The organism is Pseudoflavonifractor sp. MSJ-30 (genome assembly GCF_018918045.1).
Classification (GTDB): Bacteria; Bacillota; Clostridia; order Oscillospirales; family Oscillospiraceae; genus Faecousia.
Genome location: NZ_JAHLPU010000070.1, coordinates 1 through 18,404 on the forward strand (window position 1 = coordinate 1; position 18,404 = coordinate 18,404).

General features: G+C 57.0%; 19 protein-coding genes and 2 tRNA genes. 15 read left to right on the top strand and 6 right to left on the bottom strand.

The window, feature by feature from the left end; translation table 11 throughout:
• Window positions 1-109 precede the first annotated feature (109 nt).
• From KQI10_RS10615 to KQI10_RS10625, 3 genes are read right to left on the bottom strand one after another with little or no spacing between them, the layout of a single operon-like run.
• The gene (locus KQI10_RS10615) at window positions 110-670 is read right to left on the bottom strand and encodes an ATP-binding cassette domain-containing protein (RefSeq protein ID WP_216567377.1); all 561 of its coding nucleotides are present in this window, start codon (window positions 668-670) and stop codon (window positions 110-112) included.
• Window position 671: 1 nt separating this feature from the next.
• Complete coding sequence (locus KQI10_RS10620; protein WP_216567378.1) at window positions 672-1,448, bottom strand: ABC transporter permease; 777 nt, start codon at window positions 1,446-1,448, stop codon at window positions 672-674.
• Window positions 1,438-2,490, bottom strand: coding sequence for an ABC transporter substrate-binding protein (locus KQI10_RS10625; protein ID WP_216567379.1), 1,053 nt, complete (start codon window positions 2,488-2,490; stop codon window positions 1,438-1,440). The genes KQI10_RS10620 and KQI10_RS10625 overlap by 11 nt, the downstream gene beginning before the upstream one ends.
• 312 nt (window positions 2,491-2,802) lie before the next feature.
• Here KQI10_RS10625 and KQI10_RS10630 point away from each other — a divergent pair, with 312 nt between their 5' ends.
• From KQI10_RS10630 to KQI10_RS10645, 4 genes are all read left to right on the top strand, one after another.
• Entirely contained in the window at window positions 2,803-3,495 is a 693-nt protein-coding gene (locus tag KQI10_RS10630; RefSeq protein ID WP_216567380.1) for a Crp/Fnr family transcriptional regulator, read from the top strand.
• A gap of 90 nt (window positions 3,496-3,585) precedes the next feature.
• Window positions 3,586-4,299 carry a hypothetical protein gene (locus tag KQI10_RS10635; RefSeq protein ID WP_216567381.1) on the top strand — a complete coding sequence of 238 codons (714 nt, stop codon included), beginning with the start codon at window positions 3,586-3,588 and terminating at the stop codon, window positions 4,297-4,299.
• Window positions 4,296-5,081 (top strand): phosphatidate cytidylyltransferase, encoded by a 786-nt coding sequence (locus KQI10_RS10640; RefSeq protein ID WP_216567382.1) that lies wholly within the window; start codon window positions 4,296-4,298, stop codon window positions 5,079-5,081. The genes KQI10_RS10635 and KQI10_RS10640 overlap by 4 nt, the downstream gene beginning before the upstream one ends.
• Before the next feature lie 65 nt (window positions 5,082-5,146).
• Window positions 5,147-5,443 carry a DUF1292 domain-containing protein gene (locus KQI10_RS10645; RefSeq protein ID WP_216567383.1) on the top strand — a complete coding sequence of 99 codons (297 nt, stop codon included), beginning with the start codon at window positions 5,147-5,149 and terminating at the stop codon, window positions 5,441-5,443.
• Window positions 5,444-5,680: 237 nt separating this feature from the next.
• On the opposite strand, the gene dapD is transcribed toward KQI10_RS10645, so the two are convergent.
• Window positions 5,681-6,373, bottom strand: coding sequence for a 2,3,4,5-tetrahydropyridine-2,6-dicarboxylate N-acetyltransferase (gene dapD / locus KQI10_RS10650; protein WP_371818416.1), 693 nt, complete (start codon window positions 6,371-6,373; stop codon window positions 5,681-5,683).
• 124 nt (window positions 6,374-6,497) lie between these two features.
• Between dapD and KQI10_RS10655 the strand changes: the two genes are divergently transcribed.
• Together KQI10_RS10655 and KQI10_RS10660 are read left to right on the top strand one after the other, a co-directional pair.
• Window positions 6,498-7,586, top strand: coding sequence for an amidohydrolase (locus tag KQI10_RS10655; RefSeq protein ID WP_216567385.1), 1,089 nt, complete (start codon window positions 6,498-6,500; stop codon window positions 7,584-7,586).
• Entirely contained in the window at window positions 7,583-8,713 is a 1,131-nt protein-coding gene (locus KQI10_RS10660) for a pyridoxal phosphate-dependent aminotransferase (RefSeq protein WP_216567386.1), read from the top strand. Before KQI10_RS10655 ends, KQI10_RS10660 begins: the two co-directional genes overlap by 4 nt.
• Window positions 8,714-9,215: 502 nt before the next feature.
• Here the strand turns inward: KQI10_RS10660 and KQI10_RS10665 are convergent.
• Window positions 9,216-9,290: transfer RNA gene (locus KQI10_RS10665), tRNA-Glu, on the bottom strand.
• Window positions 9,291-9,366 (bottom strand) — tRNA-Met (locus tag KQI10_RS10670). It abuts the tRNA gene before it with no gap.
• 128 nt (window positions 9,367-9,494) lie between these two features.
• Between KQI10_RS10670 and KQI10_RS10675 the strand changes: the two genes are divergently transcribed.
• The 9 genes from KQI10_RS10675 (at window position 9,495) to KQI10_RS10715 (ending at window position 18,394) form a co-directional block, all read left to right on the top strand.
• On the top strand, window positions 9,495-9,839 hold the full coding sequence (locus KQI10_RS10675; protein WP_216567387.1) for a putative ABC transporter permease: 345 nt from the start codon (window positions 9,495-9,497) through the stop codon (window positions 9,837-9,839).
• Window positions 9,836-10,042, top strand: a complete 207-nt coding sequence (locus KQI10_RS10680) for a hypothetical protein (RefSeq protein ID WP_216567388.1) — start codon at window positions 9,836-9,838, stop codon at window positions 10,040-10,042. The genes KQI10_RS10675 and KQI10_RS10680 overlap by 4 nt, the downstream gene beginning before the upstream one ends.
• A gap of 162 nt (window positions 10,043-10,204) precedes the next feature.
• Window positions 10,205-11,047: a signal peptidase I gene (locus KQI10_RS10685; RefSeq protein WP_216567389.1), complete on the top strand. Its 843-nt coding sequence runs from the start codon at window positions 10,205-10,207 to the stop codon at window positions 11,045-11,047.
• A gap of 59 nt (window positions 11,048-11,106) precedes the next feature.
• Window positions 11,107-11,874 carry a SipW-dependent-type signal peptide-containing protein gene (locus KQI10_RS10690; RefSeq protein ID WP_216567390.1) on the top strand — a complete coding sequence of 256 codons (768 nt, stop codon included), beginning with the start codon at window positions 11,107-11,109 and terminating at the stop codon, window positions 11,872-11,874.
• A 148-nt stretch (window positions 11,875-12,022) separates the two neighbouring features.
• Window positions 12,023-12,634, top strand: coding sequence for a hypothetical protein (locus KQI10_RS10695; protein ID WP_216567391.1), 612 nt, complete (start codon window positions 12,023-12,025; stop codon window positions 12,632-12,634).
• 58 nt (window positions 12,635-12,692) lie between these two features.
• Entirely contained in the window at window positions 12,693-13,514 is an 822-nt protein-coding gene (locus tag KQI10_RS10700; RefSeq protein WP_216567392.1) for a SipW-dependent-type signal peptide-containing protein, read from the top strand.
• Between the two features lie 195 nt (window positions 13,515-13,709).
• Window positions 13,710-14,270 (top strand): SipW-dependent-type signal peptide-containing protein, encoded by a 561-nt coding sequence (locus KQI10_RS10705; RefSeq protein ID WP_216567393.1) that lies wholly within the window; start codon window positions 13,710-13,712, stop codon window positions 14,268-14,270.
• A 12-nt stretch (window positions 14,271-14,282) separates the two neighbouring features.
• Window positions 14,283-17,765: a vWA domain-containing protein gene (locus KQI10_RS10710; protein ID WP_216567394.1), complete on the top strand. Its 3,483-nt coding sequence runs from the start codon at window positions 14,283-14,285 to the stop codon at window positions 17,763-17,765.
• A 17-nt stretch (window positions 17,766-17,782) separates the two neighbouring features.
• Entirely contained in the window at window positions 17,783-18,394 is a 612-nt protein-coding gene (locus tag KQI10_RS10715; RefSeq protein WP_216567395.1) for a hypothetical protein, read from the top strand.
• The last annotated feature ends 10 nt before the right edge of the window (window positions 18,395-18,404 follow it).

The window sequence follows — 18,404 nt, forward strand, 5'->3', positions numbered from 1 at the left end:
GCCTTTCGGAACAGAACGCTAGAATTAAGTGCGTAATTCCGTGAGATAGCGGGCGGCAGGTTGCCGCCCCTACAGAAACCCCTATTTTGCAGCCGCCCTGCTTTTGCGCTCACAGCGCGATCATCTCCGCCCCAAGGGCTTCGGCGTCTTGCCGGCTGTGGGTCACCAGCAGCAGGGTGCCGGAGAAACGGCGGTCGATTTCCCGGATGGCCCGGGATTTGTTTTCTTCGTCCAGTCCCGTAAAGGGTTCATCCAAAACCAGAAGCTCGGCGTCTGCCAGCAATGCCCGGGCCAGAGCGGCCCGGCGCTGCTGGCCGCCGGAGAGCCGGGCTGCGGGGGTTTCCAGACAGTCCGTCAGGGAAAGAGCCACCAGCATTTCCCGGATCGTTTCCGCCGGAAATCGCCGGCCTAGGATAAAGCGCAGATTGCCGGGGATGGTCAGCTCGGGAATTAGGCGGTTTTCCTGAAATACGGCGCTCATTTTCGCCGGAATGCCGATCATGTCGCCGCTGTCCGGCTTTTCCAGTCCCAGAATCAGCCGCACAAGGGTGGTTTTCCCAATGCCGGAGGGGCCCATGAGGGCATAGCGTTTTCCCGGTTGAAAATCGGCGCAAAAGGAAGACAGCACCTTTTTTTCGCCGTAGGTCTTGCACAGGTTCCGAATTTCCATGTCAGCCCTCCTTTGTGACGGCAAGGGTCAGCAGCGTGTCCAGCAGTTTCAGAAAGAGCTTTTCAAACAGCAGACTTACGGCCACCAGCAGGGCTGTCCAGGCGAAAAGGTCGCTGATTTCCAGATAGACCTTGGCGTCATACAGCATGCCACCTACGGAGCGGCCGGTAACGCCGATGACCTCCGCGGCCACGCCTGCTTTCCAGCACAGGCCCAGAGCCACATGGCTGGCGGAGCGCAGATAGGGGTGCAGCGCCGGAAAGTAGATGCACCGCAGCTGCCGGGCAGGGGGAACCCGGAAGACCTTTGCCATTTCCAGCAGCTGCCGATCCGCCGACCGGATGCCCTGCAGGGCGTTGGCGTAGAGCACGGGCAGCACCATGAGGAAGGAAATGAAGACGCTCAGCCGCCGGCTGGACAGCCACAGCAGGGCGATGACAATAAAGGAGGCCACGGGCACCGTCTGAATGGCCAGAATATAGGGCCGCAGCAGAGTCTCCGCCAGAGGAAACCGGGCGGAGAGGGCCGCGAGGACCAGTGCCGTCAGAAATGCCAGCAAAAAGCCAAGGCTGATGCGGCTGAAGGTAAAGCCCAGAGCCTGCCAGGCGGTCTTCTCCCCCAGCAGTTCCAGCAGCCGTTTTGCCGCCTGAATGGGGCCCACCAGCAGCAACCGGTTGCCGATCAGCACCGCGGCCAGCTGCCAGACACAAAGGGCCAAAAGGGCAGCAAAAAGCTTTGCTGCCCTCCCGGTTGGATTAAATTTTGGTTTACGCGCCATAATAGAAGTCGTCGCCGGGCAGCGCGCCGCCCACGGCGGCGGGATTCTGCTGGAAGAGCACGTTCAGACAGCCGCCCAGAGCGTCCTTCATGTCAGCGCCCGTGATGCAGACGATGTTGCACTTGGGGATGGCCTTTTTGGCAATAGGCTCCTTGACGATCTCATACTGGCCGCAGGCGGCAGCGGCATCGTCCACATTTTCGTTGACCCATGCGGCGCTTTCGGCGAAGTCCGACAGGAATTTCTCAACGGCCTCAGGATTCTCTTCCGCGAATTCGCTGCGGACCAGAATGCAGGCGGTGGTGCACAGGCTGCCGGTGCCCAGCTTCTCCCATTCCTCAGAGATGGACAGGGCGACCCGGAAGCCCTCGCCCAGCTGCTGGGCTGCGGCGGTCACATAGGGCTGGGGCAGCATGGCCAGACCCTTGCCCTCGGCGTTCAGGGTGGCGACGACTTCGGCAGGCTCGCTCTTCCACTCGATGGTCAGATCCTTGTCGGGGTCAAGACCGTTCTGGGTCAGCACATAGCGCAGGAAGTACTCAGGGGCAGAGCCTTTGCCCGTGGCGTACAGGGTCTGGCCCTTCAGGTCCTCCACGGACCGGACGGTTTCGCCGTTCAGCTCGCCGATATACAGTACGCCCAGTACGTTGACGGCCAGAGCCTTTACGCCGCCCTGGGTTTTGTTGTACAGGACGGAGGCCAGATTGGCGGGGACGGAGACGATGTCCAGCTCGCCCTGGAGCAGCAGGGGGGTTAACTCATCGGCGGCACCCTTGACGGTGTAGGTGTAGCCGGAATTTTCGGTTTCATCGGCAGCCCGGAACAGCTTGACCATGCCGATGCCCGTAGGGCCGGTCATGGCGCCCAGACGGACGGTCACGGGCGCTTTCGTGGGGGCGGCGGTTGTCTCAGCGGTGGTTTCTACGGCGGCTTCGGCAGTCGTCTCCGGTGCCGCGGTGGTTTCCGGCGCGGCATTGCCGCAGCCCGCCAGCAGACCAAGGGTCAGCGCCAGCAGGCAGAGAATGGCAGTAAACTTTTTCATAGGTTCTCCTTCTTTCGTGGGAGGGGGGAATAAATTGGAGTTTGTCGTACCCCTTGGCTCTCCCTATGGGAGAGCTGTCACGGCGGAAACGCCGTGACTGAGAGGGTTGCGATGCCGAGGTATTCATACGGATTCCGTCACTGGTACCCTCTCAGTCGTGCTGCGCACGCCAGCTCCCCCAGAGGGGGAGCCAAGGGGACATTCTGGCAAATCCTGATTTGCCGCTTCCCGCGCTCCTTGACATTACCCCCCGATTGTACTATACTTACCCCATGAAATTCCGTTGCATTCGCAACGGAGAAGGAGCGGCACATGAATCAGCAGCAGAGAAATGTCCTGCATAACTGCGGGCTTTTTTCCGGCATCGAGCCTGCGCAGGTGGATGCCATGCTGGGCTGCCTCAGCGCCCGGCAGGAGCATTACAGCAAGAATACCGTGGTCTGGAACATCGGAGATACCCTCCATGCCTGCGCTCTGGTGCTCTCCGGGACGCTGCGGGCGGAGAGCGTTAATGCCTCGGGGGAGCATCTGCTCATGGCCAATCACCGGGCCGGGGCGCTGGTCGGGGATGTGCTCATGGCCACGCCGGGCAGCAAAAGCCCTGTGTATGTGGTGGCGTCGGAGGATTCCGAGCTGCTGTTTCTGCCTTTCCACCGGATCATGAACGGCTGCGCGGAGTGCTGCGGCTGGCATACAAAGCTGCGGGAAAATCTGGTGTCCGAAATTGCCATGAAGTTCTGGGCTCAGCGGCAGCGGACGCTGTACCTTTCTGCGAAATCCCTTCGTCAGCGCATCGCCATGCGGCTTTTTGACGAATACAAGCGCACCGGCAGTCTGACCTTCTCTCTGGGCGGCACGAGAGAGGATCTGGCGGATTTCCTGGGCGCCAACCGCAGCGCCCTGTCCCGGGAGATCGCGCGCATGAAGGAGGAGGGAATTCTGGACTATTATAAGGATACCTTCCGGATATTGTCGCTGGAGAAGCTGACAAAGGACGTAGGCTGAGGCTCCTGCTGTTTCTTTTCGGTTTAGAATAAAAGCTTAAGATATGTTTAAGAATAAGGGAAAACCACCTTTGCGGAAGGAACACGGCCTATGAAAAAGACAAGTCGGTTTGGAAAATTCCTCTACATCTCCGTAACGCTCAGCTTTTTGGTGCCTATTGTCTATCTGATTCTGCGCATGATCTTCGGCGGCAGCGGCAGCACCAGCGAGGCGGGGTTCCACTCGGAATCGGATTATCTGCTGATGCTTATGCAGTGCGTTCTGGGCCTCGTTACCATCCATCTGCCCAGTATTCTGGAGCGAAAGTTCCGCTTCGAGCTGCCGAGCCTGCTCTACGGCTTCTATATTGTTTTCCTGTACTGCGCCATTTTCCTGGGGGAGGTCAGGAGCTTTTACTACCTGGTGCCCCAGTGGGACAGCGTCTGTCACTTCTGCAGCAGCATGATGATGGGCTTTTTTGGGCTGATGGTGGTGACCATCCTGAACCGGGACCGGCATCTGGCTGTGAGCCTGTCTCCCTTCTTTGTGTGCCTGTTTGCTTTCTGCTTCTCCGTGGCCCTTGGCGCTATCTGGGAGATCTATGAATTTGCCGCCGACGGTCTCTTCGGCATGAACATGCAGAAATTCATGCTGGCGGACGGCACAGTGCTGGCAGGCCACGCGGCCCTGGCTGATACCATGAAGGATATTATTGTGGATGTGCTTGGCTCCCTGCTGGCGTCCACCATCGGCTATTTCTCCATCCGCAAGGGTGACGGCTGGTATATCCCCACCCTGACGGACGAAAAGGAGAACAAGGAATGAAACAGAGAACGCTTACGGGGATTGCGCTGGCCCTGCTGTCCATGGTGCTGCTGGGCTGCTTCCATCTGCCCTGGGTGCCTCAGATCATTGCGATTCTGCTGGGCTGCGGCGCGGTCTGGGAAATTCTGGAGGCCAACGGCGTCCGTGGCAGAGGCGCGCACGCCGCCGGTTTTTTCCTGGCCGTGATGATCCCCCTGTTTTCCCTGACCGAAAACAGATGGTGGATGCTGGTCATGCTGCTTCTGGGGCTGGGCTTTTTTACATACCTGATGACCCGTATCCGCAAAACGGCCCCCGCATGGGTGGCCGCGCCGGAGGTCGTTCTGGCGCTGAGCCTGTATCGGGGTCTGGCCAGCTACGGGCAGATTCCCCACGGCGCCTTTTATCTGTGCCTGACGGGGCTGATCTGTGCCCTGACGGATATTTTTGCCTTCCTGGTGGGCAGCCGCTTCGGGCGGCACAAGCTGGCGCCAAAGGTCAGCCCCGGCAAAAGCATCGAGGGCGCGCTGGGGGGATTGTGTGTTACCGTGGTGCTGATTCTGCTGGTATTCGGAAGATTTTTCTCCAATCCCGGTGCGCTGATGCTGTATACGGTTGTTGTTTCTCTTCTGGGGCAGTTCGGCGACCTGTCCATGTCCGCTGTGAAGCGGGTGGCGGGGGTTAAGGACTTCGGCAAGATTTTCCCGGGCCACGGCGGAATTCTGGACCGCTGCGACAGCCTGATGTACCCCCTGGCGGTTACCTGGCTGCTGTATTGCTTTGATCTGTTGATTTTTGCGTAAGAACCCTTGCTTTTTCCATGGCGATACCCTATAATTGAGACATCAATTCTAAAGGAGCCCATATTATGGACAATGAAGTTCTGAACAATGAAGAGGAAGAAACCGAAATCCTGACCCTTACCGATGAAAACGGTGTGGACACGGACTTTGAGTATCTGGACTGCATCCCCTATGAGGGAAAGGAATACTTGGTCCTGCTTCCCGCTGACGAGGCGGCCACGGAGGTCGTCATCCTGGAAGTGGAGCCTGTGGACGAGGAAACCGAGAATTACCTGTCCGTACAGGACGAGGACCTGCTGAACGCCGTGTACGATATCTTCAAGGAGCGCTACAAGGACGTTCTGACCTTCGAAGAGGAATAAATGAAACGGGCGCGCCGAAATCGGCGCGCCTCAGACTGCCAAAAGCATGTCATTGCGAGGCAGTGCGCACACTGCCGTGGCAATCCCCCGGATTTTCAAACATTTTGGGCCCTAAACCGTCAGTTTTTGCGCCTAACCGGGGGATTCCCACACCAGTCTGAGGACTGGTTCGGAATGACATCCTTTCTTTTGGACTTTCTGACACGCTGGGGCGCCGAAATCGGCGCGCCCTTCCTGTTACAGCTTCCGCAGCGCGTCTACCAGCGCTGTTTTGGAGGCTGTTTTTTCGTCCTTGACCTTGATGACCCGGGCGGGACAGCCTGCCACCACCGTATGGGGGGCCACGTCCTCCACCACCACGGCTCCGGCGGCCACCACGGCATCGTGACCAATGCGGCAGCCCTCGATGACCACGGCGTTGGCGCCGATCAGCACGTTGTCTTCCACAATGACCGGGGTGGCGGAAGCGGGCTCGACCACGCCGGCCAGCACCGCGCCCGCGCCTACATGGCAGTGCTTGCCCACGGTGGCCCGGCCGCCCAGCACCGCTCCCATGTCGATCATGGAGCCTTCGCCCACCACGGCGCCGATGTTTAGAATGGCGCCCATCATGATTACGGCGTTCTTCTCAATGGTCACCTGCTCCCGGATGAATGCGCCCGGTTCAATGCGGGCGGGGATGTTTTTCAGATCCAGCATGGGGATGGCGGAGTTGCGGCAGTTGTTTTCGATTTCGTAATGCTCGAATTCGTGGCTTTCCAGCACGGGAGCCACGTCCTTCCAGTCACCGAACACAATCTTGCACTTGTCCCCCGCCGGGAATTCCCGGCAATTGGGGAAGGGGACAGGCTCCTTTTCCCAGACATAGACCTTTACGGGGGTCTTCTTCTCCGCGTCGCGGATATAGGCAATGATCTCTTCTGCGTTCATCATAGGATCTTCTCCTTTGTTTTTTCTTCATCCTACCACTTTTTCGGAAAAAGCACAAGGGGAAATTGACACCGCCCGGGAAAGGACATATAATGAAGGAAAATTCACCTCGGAGGCGATTTCTATGCAATTGATTGACGACCGCCGTGCCCTGCACCGGATCCCGGAGCTGGACAGGCAGCTTCCCCAGACCATGGAGTATCTGCGCGCGTCCCTGGAAAAACTGAACTGCAAAGTCTTTTCCCCTATGGAAAGCTCCCTGTGCGCTTTCTTCGACTTCGGCAAAAAGGAGGCCATCGCCTTCCGGGCGGACGCGGACGCTTTGCCCATCCGGGAGCGCAGCAAGGTGGACTACCGCTCGGAGCATGAGGGCTGTATGCACGCCTGCGGCCATGACGGCCACATGGCGATTCTTCTGGAGCTGGCCCGGCGCCTGAGCGAAAAGAAGGACCTGCCCCGGAATGTGCTGCTGGTCTTCCAGCCCGCGGAGGAGACCACCGGCGGCGCCAAGGACATCTGCGCCACCGGCGTGTTCCGTGCCTACAAGGTTCAGGCCATATTCGGCCTGCATCTGTGGCCCCAGCTGACCGAGGGCATGATCGCCAGCCGGAAAAACGAGATGATGGCCCGCTCCTGCGAGGTCCGGGTGGATGTCTACGGAAAGACCGCCCATATCGCCAAGGCCGCCGAGGGCGTGGACGCGCTGGCCGCCGGTGTGGACTTCTACCAGCGGGTCATGAAGCTGGAAGGGGCGCTGCCCAAAAAGATCTTCCGGCTGCTGAAATTCGGCAAATTCGAAAGCGGCACCGTCTGCAATGCCCTGTCGGATCATACCCACATGGAGGGGTCTCTCCGGGCTTTTCAGGATGAGGTGTTCTACTCCATCCGGGCGGGCATTGTGTCCATTGCCAAGGACATCGAGCGGACCTACGGCTGCACCGTCAATGTCTACATGACCGAGGGCTACCCCGCCGTCATGAACCCGCCGGACCTCTACAACCGGGTCCGCCGGACCGTAGGCTTCTTCGAACTGGACGAGCCAACCATGACCGCCGAGGACTTTTCCTGGTACCAGCGTTCCCTGCCCGGCATGTTCTTCTTTCTGGGTGTGGGGGATACCTCTGCCCTCCACTCCGACACCTTCAATTTTAACGAGGAAATTCTGGTGAAAGGTGCCGATTTCTTTGAGGAATTGGCGGAGAAATTCCAATGATTCCCATCAACCGCAATTTAGACCCATTGGAGCGCAGCGGCATCCGGGTCTTTACCAATCTGGCAAAGGCAACGCCGGACTGCCGGATGCTCACCATCGGGGAGCCGGACCGGCCCACCCCGGAGCCTGTCAAGCAGGCGGCGTTCCGGTCCCTTTCCCGGGACGAGACCCACTATGCCCCCAACCAGGGCACGGCCTCTCTCCGGGCCGCCATTGCCGCGTTTGAGACGGCGCGGGGCAGGGAAACGGCCCCGGAAGAGGTGCTGGTCACCGTGGGGGCAACCCAGGCCCTTTACACGGCCCTGACCGGCATCCTGAACCCGGGGGATCAGGTTATCATTCCGACGCCCGCGTTTTCTCTCTATGCCACCATCGTCACGGCCGCCGGGGCGGAGCCGGTGTTTCTGGATGTGAGTGGGACGGACTTTCAAATTACGGAGGAGGCCCTTTCCGCCTGCCTGACGGAGAGCACCAGGGCCATTGTCCTCAATTCCCCCTGCAACCCCACCGGGGTGATTCTCCATAAAAAAAGCCTGGACGCAGTGGCCCGGGCAGTTCTCGGAAAGAATATTTATCTGATTTGCGACAACGTTTACAATCAGCTGGTCTACGCGCCCTGCGGCGACCTGACCCGCCGGGAGGAGCTGCGGCCCCAGACCATTCTGTGCCAGAGCTTTTCCAAGCCCTATGCCATGACCGGCTGGCGGGTGGGCTATCTGGTGTGCCCGGAGGAACTGCTGTCCCGGCTGCTGCTGCTCAGCGCCGCGGAGATCGCCGCCGTGCCCACCTTTATTCAGGCCGCCGCCGAGACGGCCCTGACCGTGGATACGGAGCCCATGCGTCAGATTTACGAAAAGCGGAGAAATTACGTCTGCCGCCGTCTGGACGCCATGGGGCTTGCCTACCCAAAGCCCGAGGGCGCGTTCTATGTCTTTGCGGATATCTCCCGCTTCGGCATTCCCTCCTGGACGTTCTGCGAGCGCATGATCCGGGAGGCGGGGCTGGCCGCCGTCCCCGGCACCTGCTTCGGCACGGAGGGCTATATCCGCCTGTCCTACTGCTACAGCGACCGGGAGCTGGAAGAGAGCCTGGACAGGCTGGAAGGGTTTTTGAAAAGGCTTGGCTAGACACAGATTGGATTTTTGGCAATATGCGAATTTATTTGACATTCGTGTAGTAATCAGTATAATAAGCGGTGTGAAAACCCACCGTTCTTGTCAATCAGACGGTGCACGGTAAAAGACGGTTGTCTGCCATCCCGCGAGAGCGGAATGGAGGCGTGTAGGCGGCTCTCGCGGGAAATTCTTCCGAGGGAGGCGATACATATAACTTCGACATTTTTGACTGTCCTTGGAGCTTTGGGCTCCATCGCCAGTATCGTGTCACTCGTGCTGTATCTGCACGATAAAAAGAAGTGAGCCGTCTGCTGGAACAGACGACTCACGGCTTTGAACGCTAAGCGTTCATCCCTGTAAGTTCTATGTTTGTGGCAACCGTCGGGTTTCCACCACGGGGAGGTGCCTGTTTGCGGCGGGCATCTCCTTGTGTTTTTATTATAGCCCGGCCTTCTGAAATTGTCAAGGCCGGGGATAGCAAAAGAGCGGCTTGCAGAAGCAAACCGCTCTTTTGTGGTGACCCGTACGGGAATCGAACCCATGTTACCGCCGTGAAAGGGCGGTGTCTTAACCGCTTGACCAACGGGCCTGGTAGCGGCAATCTGATTCGAACAGATGACATACCGGGTATGAACCGGCTACTCTACCAACTGAGTTATGCCGCCATGTGGTCAATGCAATTCCGGCACCGCCGAAACAGCTTCTGTATTATATCCGAGGGAGGCGGATTTGTCAATACCTATTTTGAATTTTTTTGAAAAATTCTGGCAAGGATTCCCATGAGGTGAGTGTTATGCTGTTTTTTCTGGGCGGCGCCGGGTATGTGCTTCTGGAGCTGCTCTACCGGGGCCGCAGCCACTACAGCATGTTTCTGGCGGGCGGCATCTGCTTTCTGCTGCTGGGGAAATTGGAAACGGTCCGCCCGCGGCTGCCGGGCTGGGCCAGACCGCTGGCCGGGGCGGGAATCATCACCATGGTGGAGCTGGGGACGGGACTGCTGTTCAACCGGGACTATTCCGTCTGGGACTACCGGGCGGTGCCCGGCAACTTCTGCGGTCAGATCTGTCCCCGGTTCACGCTGCTGTGGATCCCTCTGGCGGCCGGGGCGGGCTGGCTCTACCGGAAGCTGAAAAAATGATGTGTTTCGGACGGCGCGGAGGGAAAAACTCCGCGCTTCCGGCATTTTTCCGGGATTTTTTGGAACATATGGGGGAAGCATCGGGGGCCGAAGAAGATGCGTTTTCGGGCGGAGGACGCACAGTGGTGCAGCATGTCATATTTTATAATTTGGAAAATAAGAATTTGGCGCATTTTTATAATTTACAAATCCAAATTCTGTGATATAACAGAACAAGACTGTCCGAAGCTCTGGATTCTTTTTGACGTGCGTGCCGATTTCCTATTGATTTCATTCATGGATTGTGCTATCATACTACTAGAACAGGTTCGGAAGCAAAGCAAGCTGACGGCTGAGGACGAGAAAAGGAGAACCCCAAGGAAACAATGAGTACAGTCAAAAAAGTCTGGAATGTCGTCAGCACCGTGCTGGTGGCTCTGGTTGTGTTGCTGGCCCTGCTGCTGGTGGGCGCGCGGGTCTTCGGCCTGCGGGTGTATACGGTTCTTTCCGGCTCCATGGAGCCGACTTACCATACCGGTTCTCTGATCTACGTCAGGAAGGTGGACCCCTATACCATAGAAGAGGGCCAGCCCATTACCTTCATGCTGGACGAAAATACCGTCGCCACCCACCGGGTTGTGGGCATTGTCCCGGACGAAGAGGACCCTACCGTGATCCGCTTCCGCACCAAGGGCGACGCCAACGAGGCCGAGGACGGTTCCCTGGTCCATTATAAGAACGTCATAGGAACCCCCATTTTCTCGATTCCTTACCTTGGCTATGTAGCCAATTACATACAGCATCCCCCCGGGATGTACGTGGCCATCTCCGCCGGAGCGGTCCTGCTCCTGCTGGTGTTCCTGCCGGATCTCTTCGCGGACGACAGCTCCAAAGAGAAGGAAAAGGAACCGAAGCGGAAGAAGGCCGACCGCCCTGCCGCCCCAAGCCATGGGTCCCGTGCCTCCGGCGGCGCGTTTTCTGCCCCCAGGCAGCATCCCTGTGAGGATATGCCGGACCCCCGGCCGGAACCGGAAGCCCCGGTGGAGGCCCCCGCCGGTCAGGACGATCTCCTGGACGAAAAGCTGCGCCGCATGACCGGCGGCCTGCTGACGGACCGGGAAATGGCCTGCGTGAAGAAGCAGATCCGGGAGGGCCGCTTCGACAAAGCCGCCGCCGACTCCCTCCGGGCGTTTCTCCGCCGGCGTCAGGCGGAGCAGCAGGGGCGGTAAATTGACCCAAGGGCAATGCCGCAAGGCTCCCTATATATTATTTTTAGGAGGTTTTCTTGATGAAGAAAACAAGCAAGGCGCTGCTCCTGACGATTTGTGCGGTATTGCTCGTTGCCGCCTCTGTCATGGGCACCATGGCCTATCTGACCTCTACCGATAAGGTGCAGAATACCTTCACTGTCGGCAAGGTTGCAATCAAGCTGGACGAGGCTAAGGTTGACGCAAATGGCAAGGCCGTTGAGCCTGCCGAGCGTGTCAAAGCCAACGAGTACAAGCTTCTCCCCGGCCACACCTACACCAAGGATCCCACCGTTACGGTCCTGAAGGACAGTGTGGAATCCTACGTGCGGCTTAAGGTCACTCTGAACAAAGCGAGCGCTGTTATGGATATGTCCGTGCCCGAAGAGTTGAAGGACGACCTGGATGAGGGAATGGAGCGTATCTTCCCCCTGCTGAACTTCATTAAAATTGACCAGGATGCACAGTCCGGTTTCTACTGGGATTGCCCCCTTCACCCGAAGAATGGTTCTTTGGAAATGGAAGGAGCCGTTATGAATCCGAAGTACTGCGTTTACGATAAGGAAGCGGATACAATTACTTATATCTTCTACTATAATGCTGAGGCAGTTACTGGTAAGGATACCATTTCCGCCCCCGACGAGGACGTCGTGATTCCTGCTCTGTTTGAGTCCATTACCGTCCCCAGCACCGCGACCAACGAACAAATTGCGGCTCTGGAGGGATTCCGGATCGATGTTGTGGCCGAGGCTATCCAGGCTGATGGCTTTGCGAACGCCGACGCCGCCTGGGCTGCTTTCGACGCGTAAGACAGCGAGCCGGATTCGTTAAGCGCGGCAGGGAACGAGGTCTGCATCGTTCCATCGCCGTGCGGAATGTACATAATTGCTTTCGATGGGCAGTCTTGCCGATTGAAATACACGCACACGAAAATTCAAAGGAAAAGGGGAAAACAATATGAGGAAGAAAACTTTAGCATTGGTGCTGGCCCTGACGCTGATCGTTGTCGGCGTTGTCTCCGGTACGCTGGCATGGCTGACCGCGAAGTCTGATACGGTGGTCAACACATTTACTACCAGCGACATTGAGGTAAAACTTGAGGAGACGAAAGGTACTTCCGTCACGGGCGGCAAGGAATTCAAAATGATTCCGGGCTACGAACTTGAGAAAGACCCCAAAGCGTGGGTTGTGGCAGGCTCTGAGGATTGCTTCCTGTTTGTGAAGCTGGATTGGGCAAACAACACTTATACCTCCGACGAAACTACTAAGAGCTACCTCGATTGGACGATTGCCGATGGCTGGGAACTGGTTCCCGGTGAAACCAATGTGTATTACCGTACTGTTACCTCGGAACAGATGAGCGCGGACAATGGAGCAAACAATGCCTTCCCGGTCCTGAAAGACAATAAAGTCACTGTCAGTGGAGATATCACCAAAGAGCAGATGAACGCTTTTACGACTGCGACTCTCCCGAAACTGACCATCACGGCCTACGCCTCTCAGCTCTACAAGTCCGCAGGTGTGGGATTCACCGCAGCCGAGGCTTGGAACAACATCGCAAACAAGTAACCCTCTGCGCGCGGGCGCAGGAACAATAACAAATACTTAACAAGGAGCAAAGTACATCATGAAGAAGAAAATTACCGCGATTTTCCTGTGCGTGGCGCTGGTCGCCATCGCCGTCGTGGGCGCATCTCTGGCGTACTTCACCGATACTGATTCCGCTGAGAATACGTTCACCGTCGGAAATGTCAAAATTCAGTTGCTGGAATCCCAGTATCACCGCGTCAATGCTGGCATGGGCAACGCCGTTGGTCAAAAGGAACCTTTAATGGGTGGCTACCTGTGGGCAGCTGACGTGGATATGCAGGGTACTCCCGAGAACACCCCCAACTACGTTACCTCCGGTGAAGTTTGGAATGGGCAGTATTTCTCCGATGCTCAAATCGAAGCCGATGCAGCAGCCTACAAAGACGGATATTTTGCAGAACACAGCCAGAACATGGTTCCCGGTGCTAACGTTCGCAAGAATCCCTATGTGAAGAATACTGGTAAAAATGATGCCTATATCCGCATCCGCACCCTGATTCCCGTGTCCCTGTTTGATGTTATCGACAATGGCCCTTCCTATTGGACAGGTACCGCTATAAACGAAGGTCAGGTCACCTCAAATGCTGTCAAGACTTATAGTACCTCTGGTCCAGCAGCTGTTAAGCAAGTTGAGCGCGATGGCATTAAGTACTATGAGTATGACTTTACCTTTGTAAAGCCTGTAAAGCCTGGCGAATTGACCTTCTGGAACGTCTGGGGCAACATTGCTATCGATAAGAATGCAACGGCTGAGGAACTGGCAAATGTTGAATTCTTCGACGTTATCTTCGAGGCTGACGCCATCCAGGCCGAGGGCTTTGCCGATGCTACCGCAGCTTTTGCCGCATTTGATGCGTAATTCCCTTTAACACGGCTTTGCAATTGGCTGTGCTATTCCCTGCCACCTATGTGGTCTGTACCCTTCGGGGTACAGACCATATGAGAGCACCCGTCAAGACCGGATGTTCTCATATGGTCTGAGATGATTATAAACGGAATGGAATCCCCCGCCGTTGGGCTAACGGAAAAACATAATTTGAGAGGAGCTCGAACCATGAAGAAGAAACTTTTGATGCTCTCGGCTGTGGCCATCTGCATTGCCATTCTGGCGGCGGGTACTCTGGCGTTTTTTACCGCCGAGGATACGGCCCACAATGTCATCACCACGGGCGGCGTGGACATCAAGCTCTATGAATGGGGCAATGACGAAAAGACCGAGCCTTTTGAGGATATCGAGGGGTTGCTGCCCGGCATGGAGGTCACCAAGATCGCCGAGGTGAAGAACACCGGCGGGGCGGAGGCCTGGATCCGTGTGCGCGTCACCAAGGATATTGCCCTGCAGGGAGACGGCGAGGCGGATCCGGATATGGTCTCTCTGGATCTGAACAAGGAGTTCTGGGCCCAGGGTGACGATGGGTACATCTATTATACCCGCGCTCTGAAGCCCGGCGAGACCACCGAGCCTGTTTTTACCACGGTACGGTTCGATGCCGCTATGGGCAACGAGTACCAGGACGCGAAAGCCACTGTGGATGTGCTGGCCCAGGCTGTGCAGACTGCCAACAACGGCACGTCTGCCAGAGACGCCCAGGGCTGGCCCGCGGCAAATCCTTAAGGAGGTTGCGATATGCGTAAGAAGAAGCTATTGACAGCCGTCATCTGCCTCGCACTGGTGATCTCCATGGTGCTCCCCGGTACGCTGGCCGTATCCAACGGTCAGGATTCCAGCGATACGCCTGCGGGGACCACCACGTCCGCTGCTGCCCCCGCGCCGGATGCGGACAAGACCGAGGGCACGGCGGCAGATAACGGCGAAACCAAGGCGGAAGCCGGTTCCACCGGAAATCAGACCCCTGCGCAAAATGAAAATAAGACCGGAACCACCGGCGGCGAAACCGGCGGGGCGCAGTCCTCTGAGAATCCGGAGAACCCGGAGAATCCGGCGCAGACCTCTGAGAACCCGGAAAACCCGGAGAATCCGGCGAAGTCCTCTGAGAATCCGGAGAACCCGGAGAATCCGGCGCAGACCTCTGAAAACCCGGAGAACCCGAAGAACCCGGAAAACCCGGAAAATCCCGAAAATCCCGAAAATCCCGAGAACCCCGAGCAGCAGCCCAAGGAAGAGAAGGAATGCACCTGCGGTGCGGCGGAGGGCGAAGCCCATAAGGTAGACTGCCCCCTGTACGTAGCGCCTGAGTGCACCTGCGGCGCGGCGGAGGGCGAGGCCCATAAGGTGGGCTGCCCCCTGTACGAAGCGCCTGAGTGCACCTGCGGTGCGGCGGAAGGGCAGCCCCACAAAGAGGATTGCCCCCTGTATGAAGCTCCCGAGGCTGAGGACTATACCGACCTCTTCAACCGCTTTCTGGCGGCCCAGACCTACGAGGAATTCGACGCCATCTATCAGGAACTCACCGAAGAAGTCCGTACCGCCTTCGCCGCGTGGTTGACGGAGAACGGCAAGATGGAGGCCCTCCAGGCCCATTTGTCCCAGCTTTACATTGTCGATGAGCCGCAGGAGGAGGAACCCATTGTCCCGTTTACCAACGTCGGCCCGCTGCTGGCCGCGCCCGCTGCCCGGCGCCGCATGCTCAGAGCCGCCAGCAACGCCGGGGACAACAGCGGCATCGTCCTGAACAAGACCGCTGCCGTTAATTCTGACGGCTCCTACACCATTACCCTGGAAGCCTACGCTACCGGCGAAACCACCACGACCGTTACCCAACAGCCGGTGGATATCGTCCTGGTCCTGGACGTTTCGGGGTCCATGGATGACCCAATGTCGTCTTCTTCCTATCTGTATCAGGAGGTCTATGACCTAAATAGGGATGAAGCTTATTACATCCTCAGCAATGGGAAGTATACGAAAGTTACGTGGGTAGAACGTCTTTTTGAGGAAGGTGCTTGGAGAACTGAATATTTTGGCAGTCCCATATACCCCAAAACATCTGCCAATGACACAGATACCTCCCATGTCCAGTTTTATTCGCGTTCGCTCGTTCCCAGCGTAAAAAGGATAGACGCGCTGAAATCCGCCGTCAACGGCTTTATTAATAGTGTTGCAGCCCAATCCCCTGATAGCCAAATTGCCATCGTCAAATTTGCAGGTAAAAAAAGTGATAGAGTTGGCAATGACACCTATCGGGATGACCAGTATACATATAACTACTCCCAGATTGTCAAGAATTTAACGGCTGCCGGAACTGGCGCGGATAATTTGAAAGCTGCGGTAAGTGCATTGCACCCGGCGGGCGCGACCGCCGCTGACTATGGCATGCAGCACGCGCAAAGCATCATCACCGGGGCGGCCAATGATGGGAACAAGAAAGTTGTAATCATGTTCACGGACGGCGAACCGAACCATCAGAGTGGGTTTGATACCGGTGTCGCAAACGCTGCCATCAGCGCCAGTAAGGGTATCAAGGACAACGGCGCTACGGTTTATACGATCGGCGTGTTCAGCGGCGCAAACGGCGTTCCGGTTGCGTCCTTGAGTGGAGTGAGCAACACCAACAAGTACATGCACCTGGTTTCCTCAAACTACAAAAACGCCACGAGCATGAGCAACACCGGCAATTCGACCTATCCCGGTGGCGGCAAGAGCTATTTCCTGAGCCCGTCCAACGCGGGTGAACTGAGCGCCATTTTCCAGAGCATCAGCCAGGAAGTCGGCGGAGCGACCACAACACTGGACGGGACCGCGACGATCAAAGACATTGTCTCCCCGTATTTCACCATGCCGGCGGATGCGAGGAATGTCACCGTGAAAACGGCGGAGTCCAATGGCAGCACGGGGAGTTGGAAAGACGCAGTTGCTTTCAATGGAACGGTAAGTATTGACGCTGCGAGCAGCGCGGTTTCCGTTTCCGGTTTCAGCTTCAAGGACAACTGGTGCGGTAATCAGACAGATGCCAGCGGCAGTACCACATTCCATAACGGCAAAAAGCTGATTATCCAGTTTACGGTCAGCCGGAAAGAGGGCTTCCTTGGCGGCAACGACGTGCCGACCAACGGCGAGAATTCCGGTGTCTATGATAAGGACGGTACCGAAGTCAAGAAGTTTGTCGTCCCCACCGTCAGCGTCCCCATCGAAAAAGTCACCGTGACGGCCGCGGAAAAGAATGTCTATCTGCTGGGGACGGTAACAGCCGAAGAGATCAAGTCCGGCGCGACGGCCAAGGTTGGCAATGTAACGCTGAACCTGGGCGCAGAGAATTACGGCCTTGAGTCCTGGCAAACCGAGCACGTTACCATTTCGGTTGTTTATAAGGATGCGGCCGGTAATACTGTTTCGGATATTAAAGACCTGAAAGCGGACACGACCTATACCGTCACCGTTACAGTGACACCCAAGACAGAGAATCCGACAAGCACAGTGGGCGCAAAGGCGACCGAGCAAACCAACAGCGGCACAGGTAAGATCAACGTATTCATGCCCAAGCTGACCTACAAGGACAGCACCGCTTACTACGGCCAGACAGTACCTACAGACGATGGTTTCAGGGACAACATGGTTTCCGAAGTCTGGAAGCATGACACTACTGAGGATAGCAGCGTTACTATGACCGGCCAGAAGCCCACGCTGGATATCACCTATGCGCCGGACAATACCAAAGTTCACGACGGCAAGTACACCAAGCAGGATGTTCCCGTTGCGGCCACGGTCAAAATCGGCACAGAAAATGTGAATGACCATACCACGTTTGTGCATGACACCTGCTCCGAGACTGACTGCAACTGGACAGAACCCACGGCAAAGGGTGCTCCCGCGTTCCTGATTCACGTCAAGACCTGCACGCTGAACATTACCAAGCAGGGTGGTGCAGATAACGAGTCCTATGTGTTTGATGTTCTCAAGGACGGTAAGAAGTATTCCGAAGTGACCGTCTGGGGCAACGGCACCGAAACCCTCGTTGAGCTGCCCGTGGGTACTTACACCATCAGTGAAAATGCCGGCTGGAGCTGGCGCTATACCGCCAACAACGGCGGCAGCGCTGAGCTGACGGCACAGAATCCCAACGGCAGCATTACCTGCGTCAACACGAAGAACAACAATCAGTGGCTGAATGGTTTCAGTGAGGTTGTTCGGAACATCTTCGGCACGAATCACTAAGAAAGGAGGGAATGAAGATGTATAGAGGCAGATATGAAGGCAAGCACCGCACGGCAGCAGCTCCGGCACGTAAAAAAGCGGTTCGGACCGGCCGCCTGACGACCATGGTAATTGCGACCGTACTCCTTCTCGCTCTGACCATCGGCGGCACGCTTGCATGGCTCAGCACAAAGGACGCGCCTATAACAAACACATTCAATCCTTCCAAGGTGGCCTGTGAGGTGACAGAGAGCTTCGATGGGAAAGTTAAGAGCAACGTGAATGTGAAGAACACCAGCGATATTCCCGCCTTTATCCGCGTCAAGCTGGTGACCTACCGCACCAATGATCAGGGCCAGCACATCGGCGGCGTTTCCGAATTGCCCACATTCACCCCCGGCGCAGGCTGGGTGAAAAACGGCGACTATTACTATTACATCCATCCTGTGGAGCCCGGGGCTACCCCTACGGCCAACCTGGCGGAAAGTATCACGCTGACGGAATCCTATACGGACCCCGACGGCGGCCACCAGTCCATGGATGTGATGGCCGAGGCCATCCAGAGCGTTCCGGTAGATGCTATTAAGGCTGCTTGGGGCGATGGCTTCTCGATTGGCACAGACGGCAGTCTGATGGTACCGGGTAACTAAGGGGGTGGAG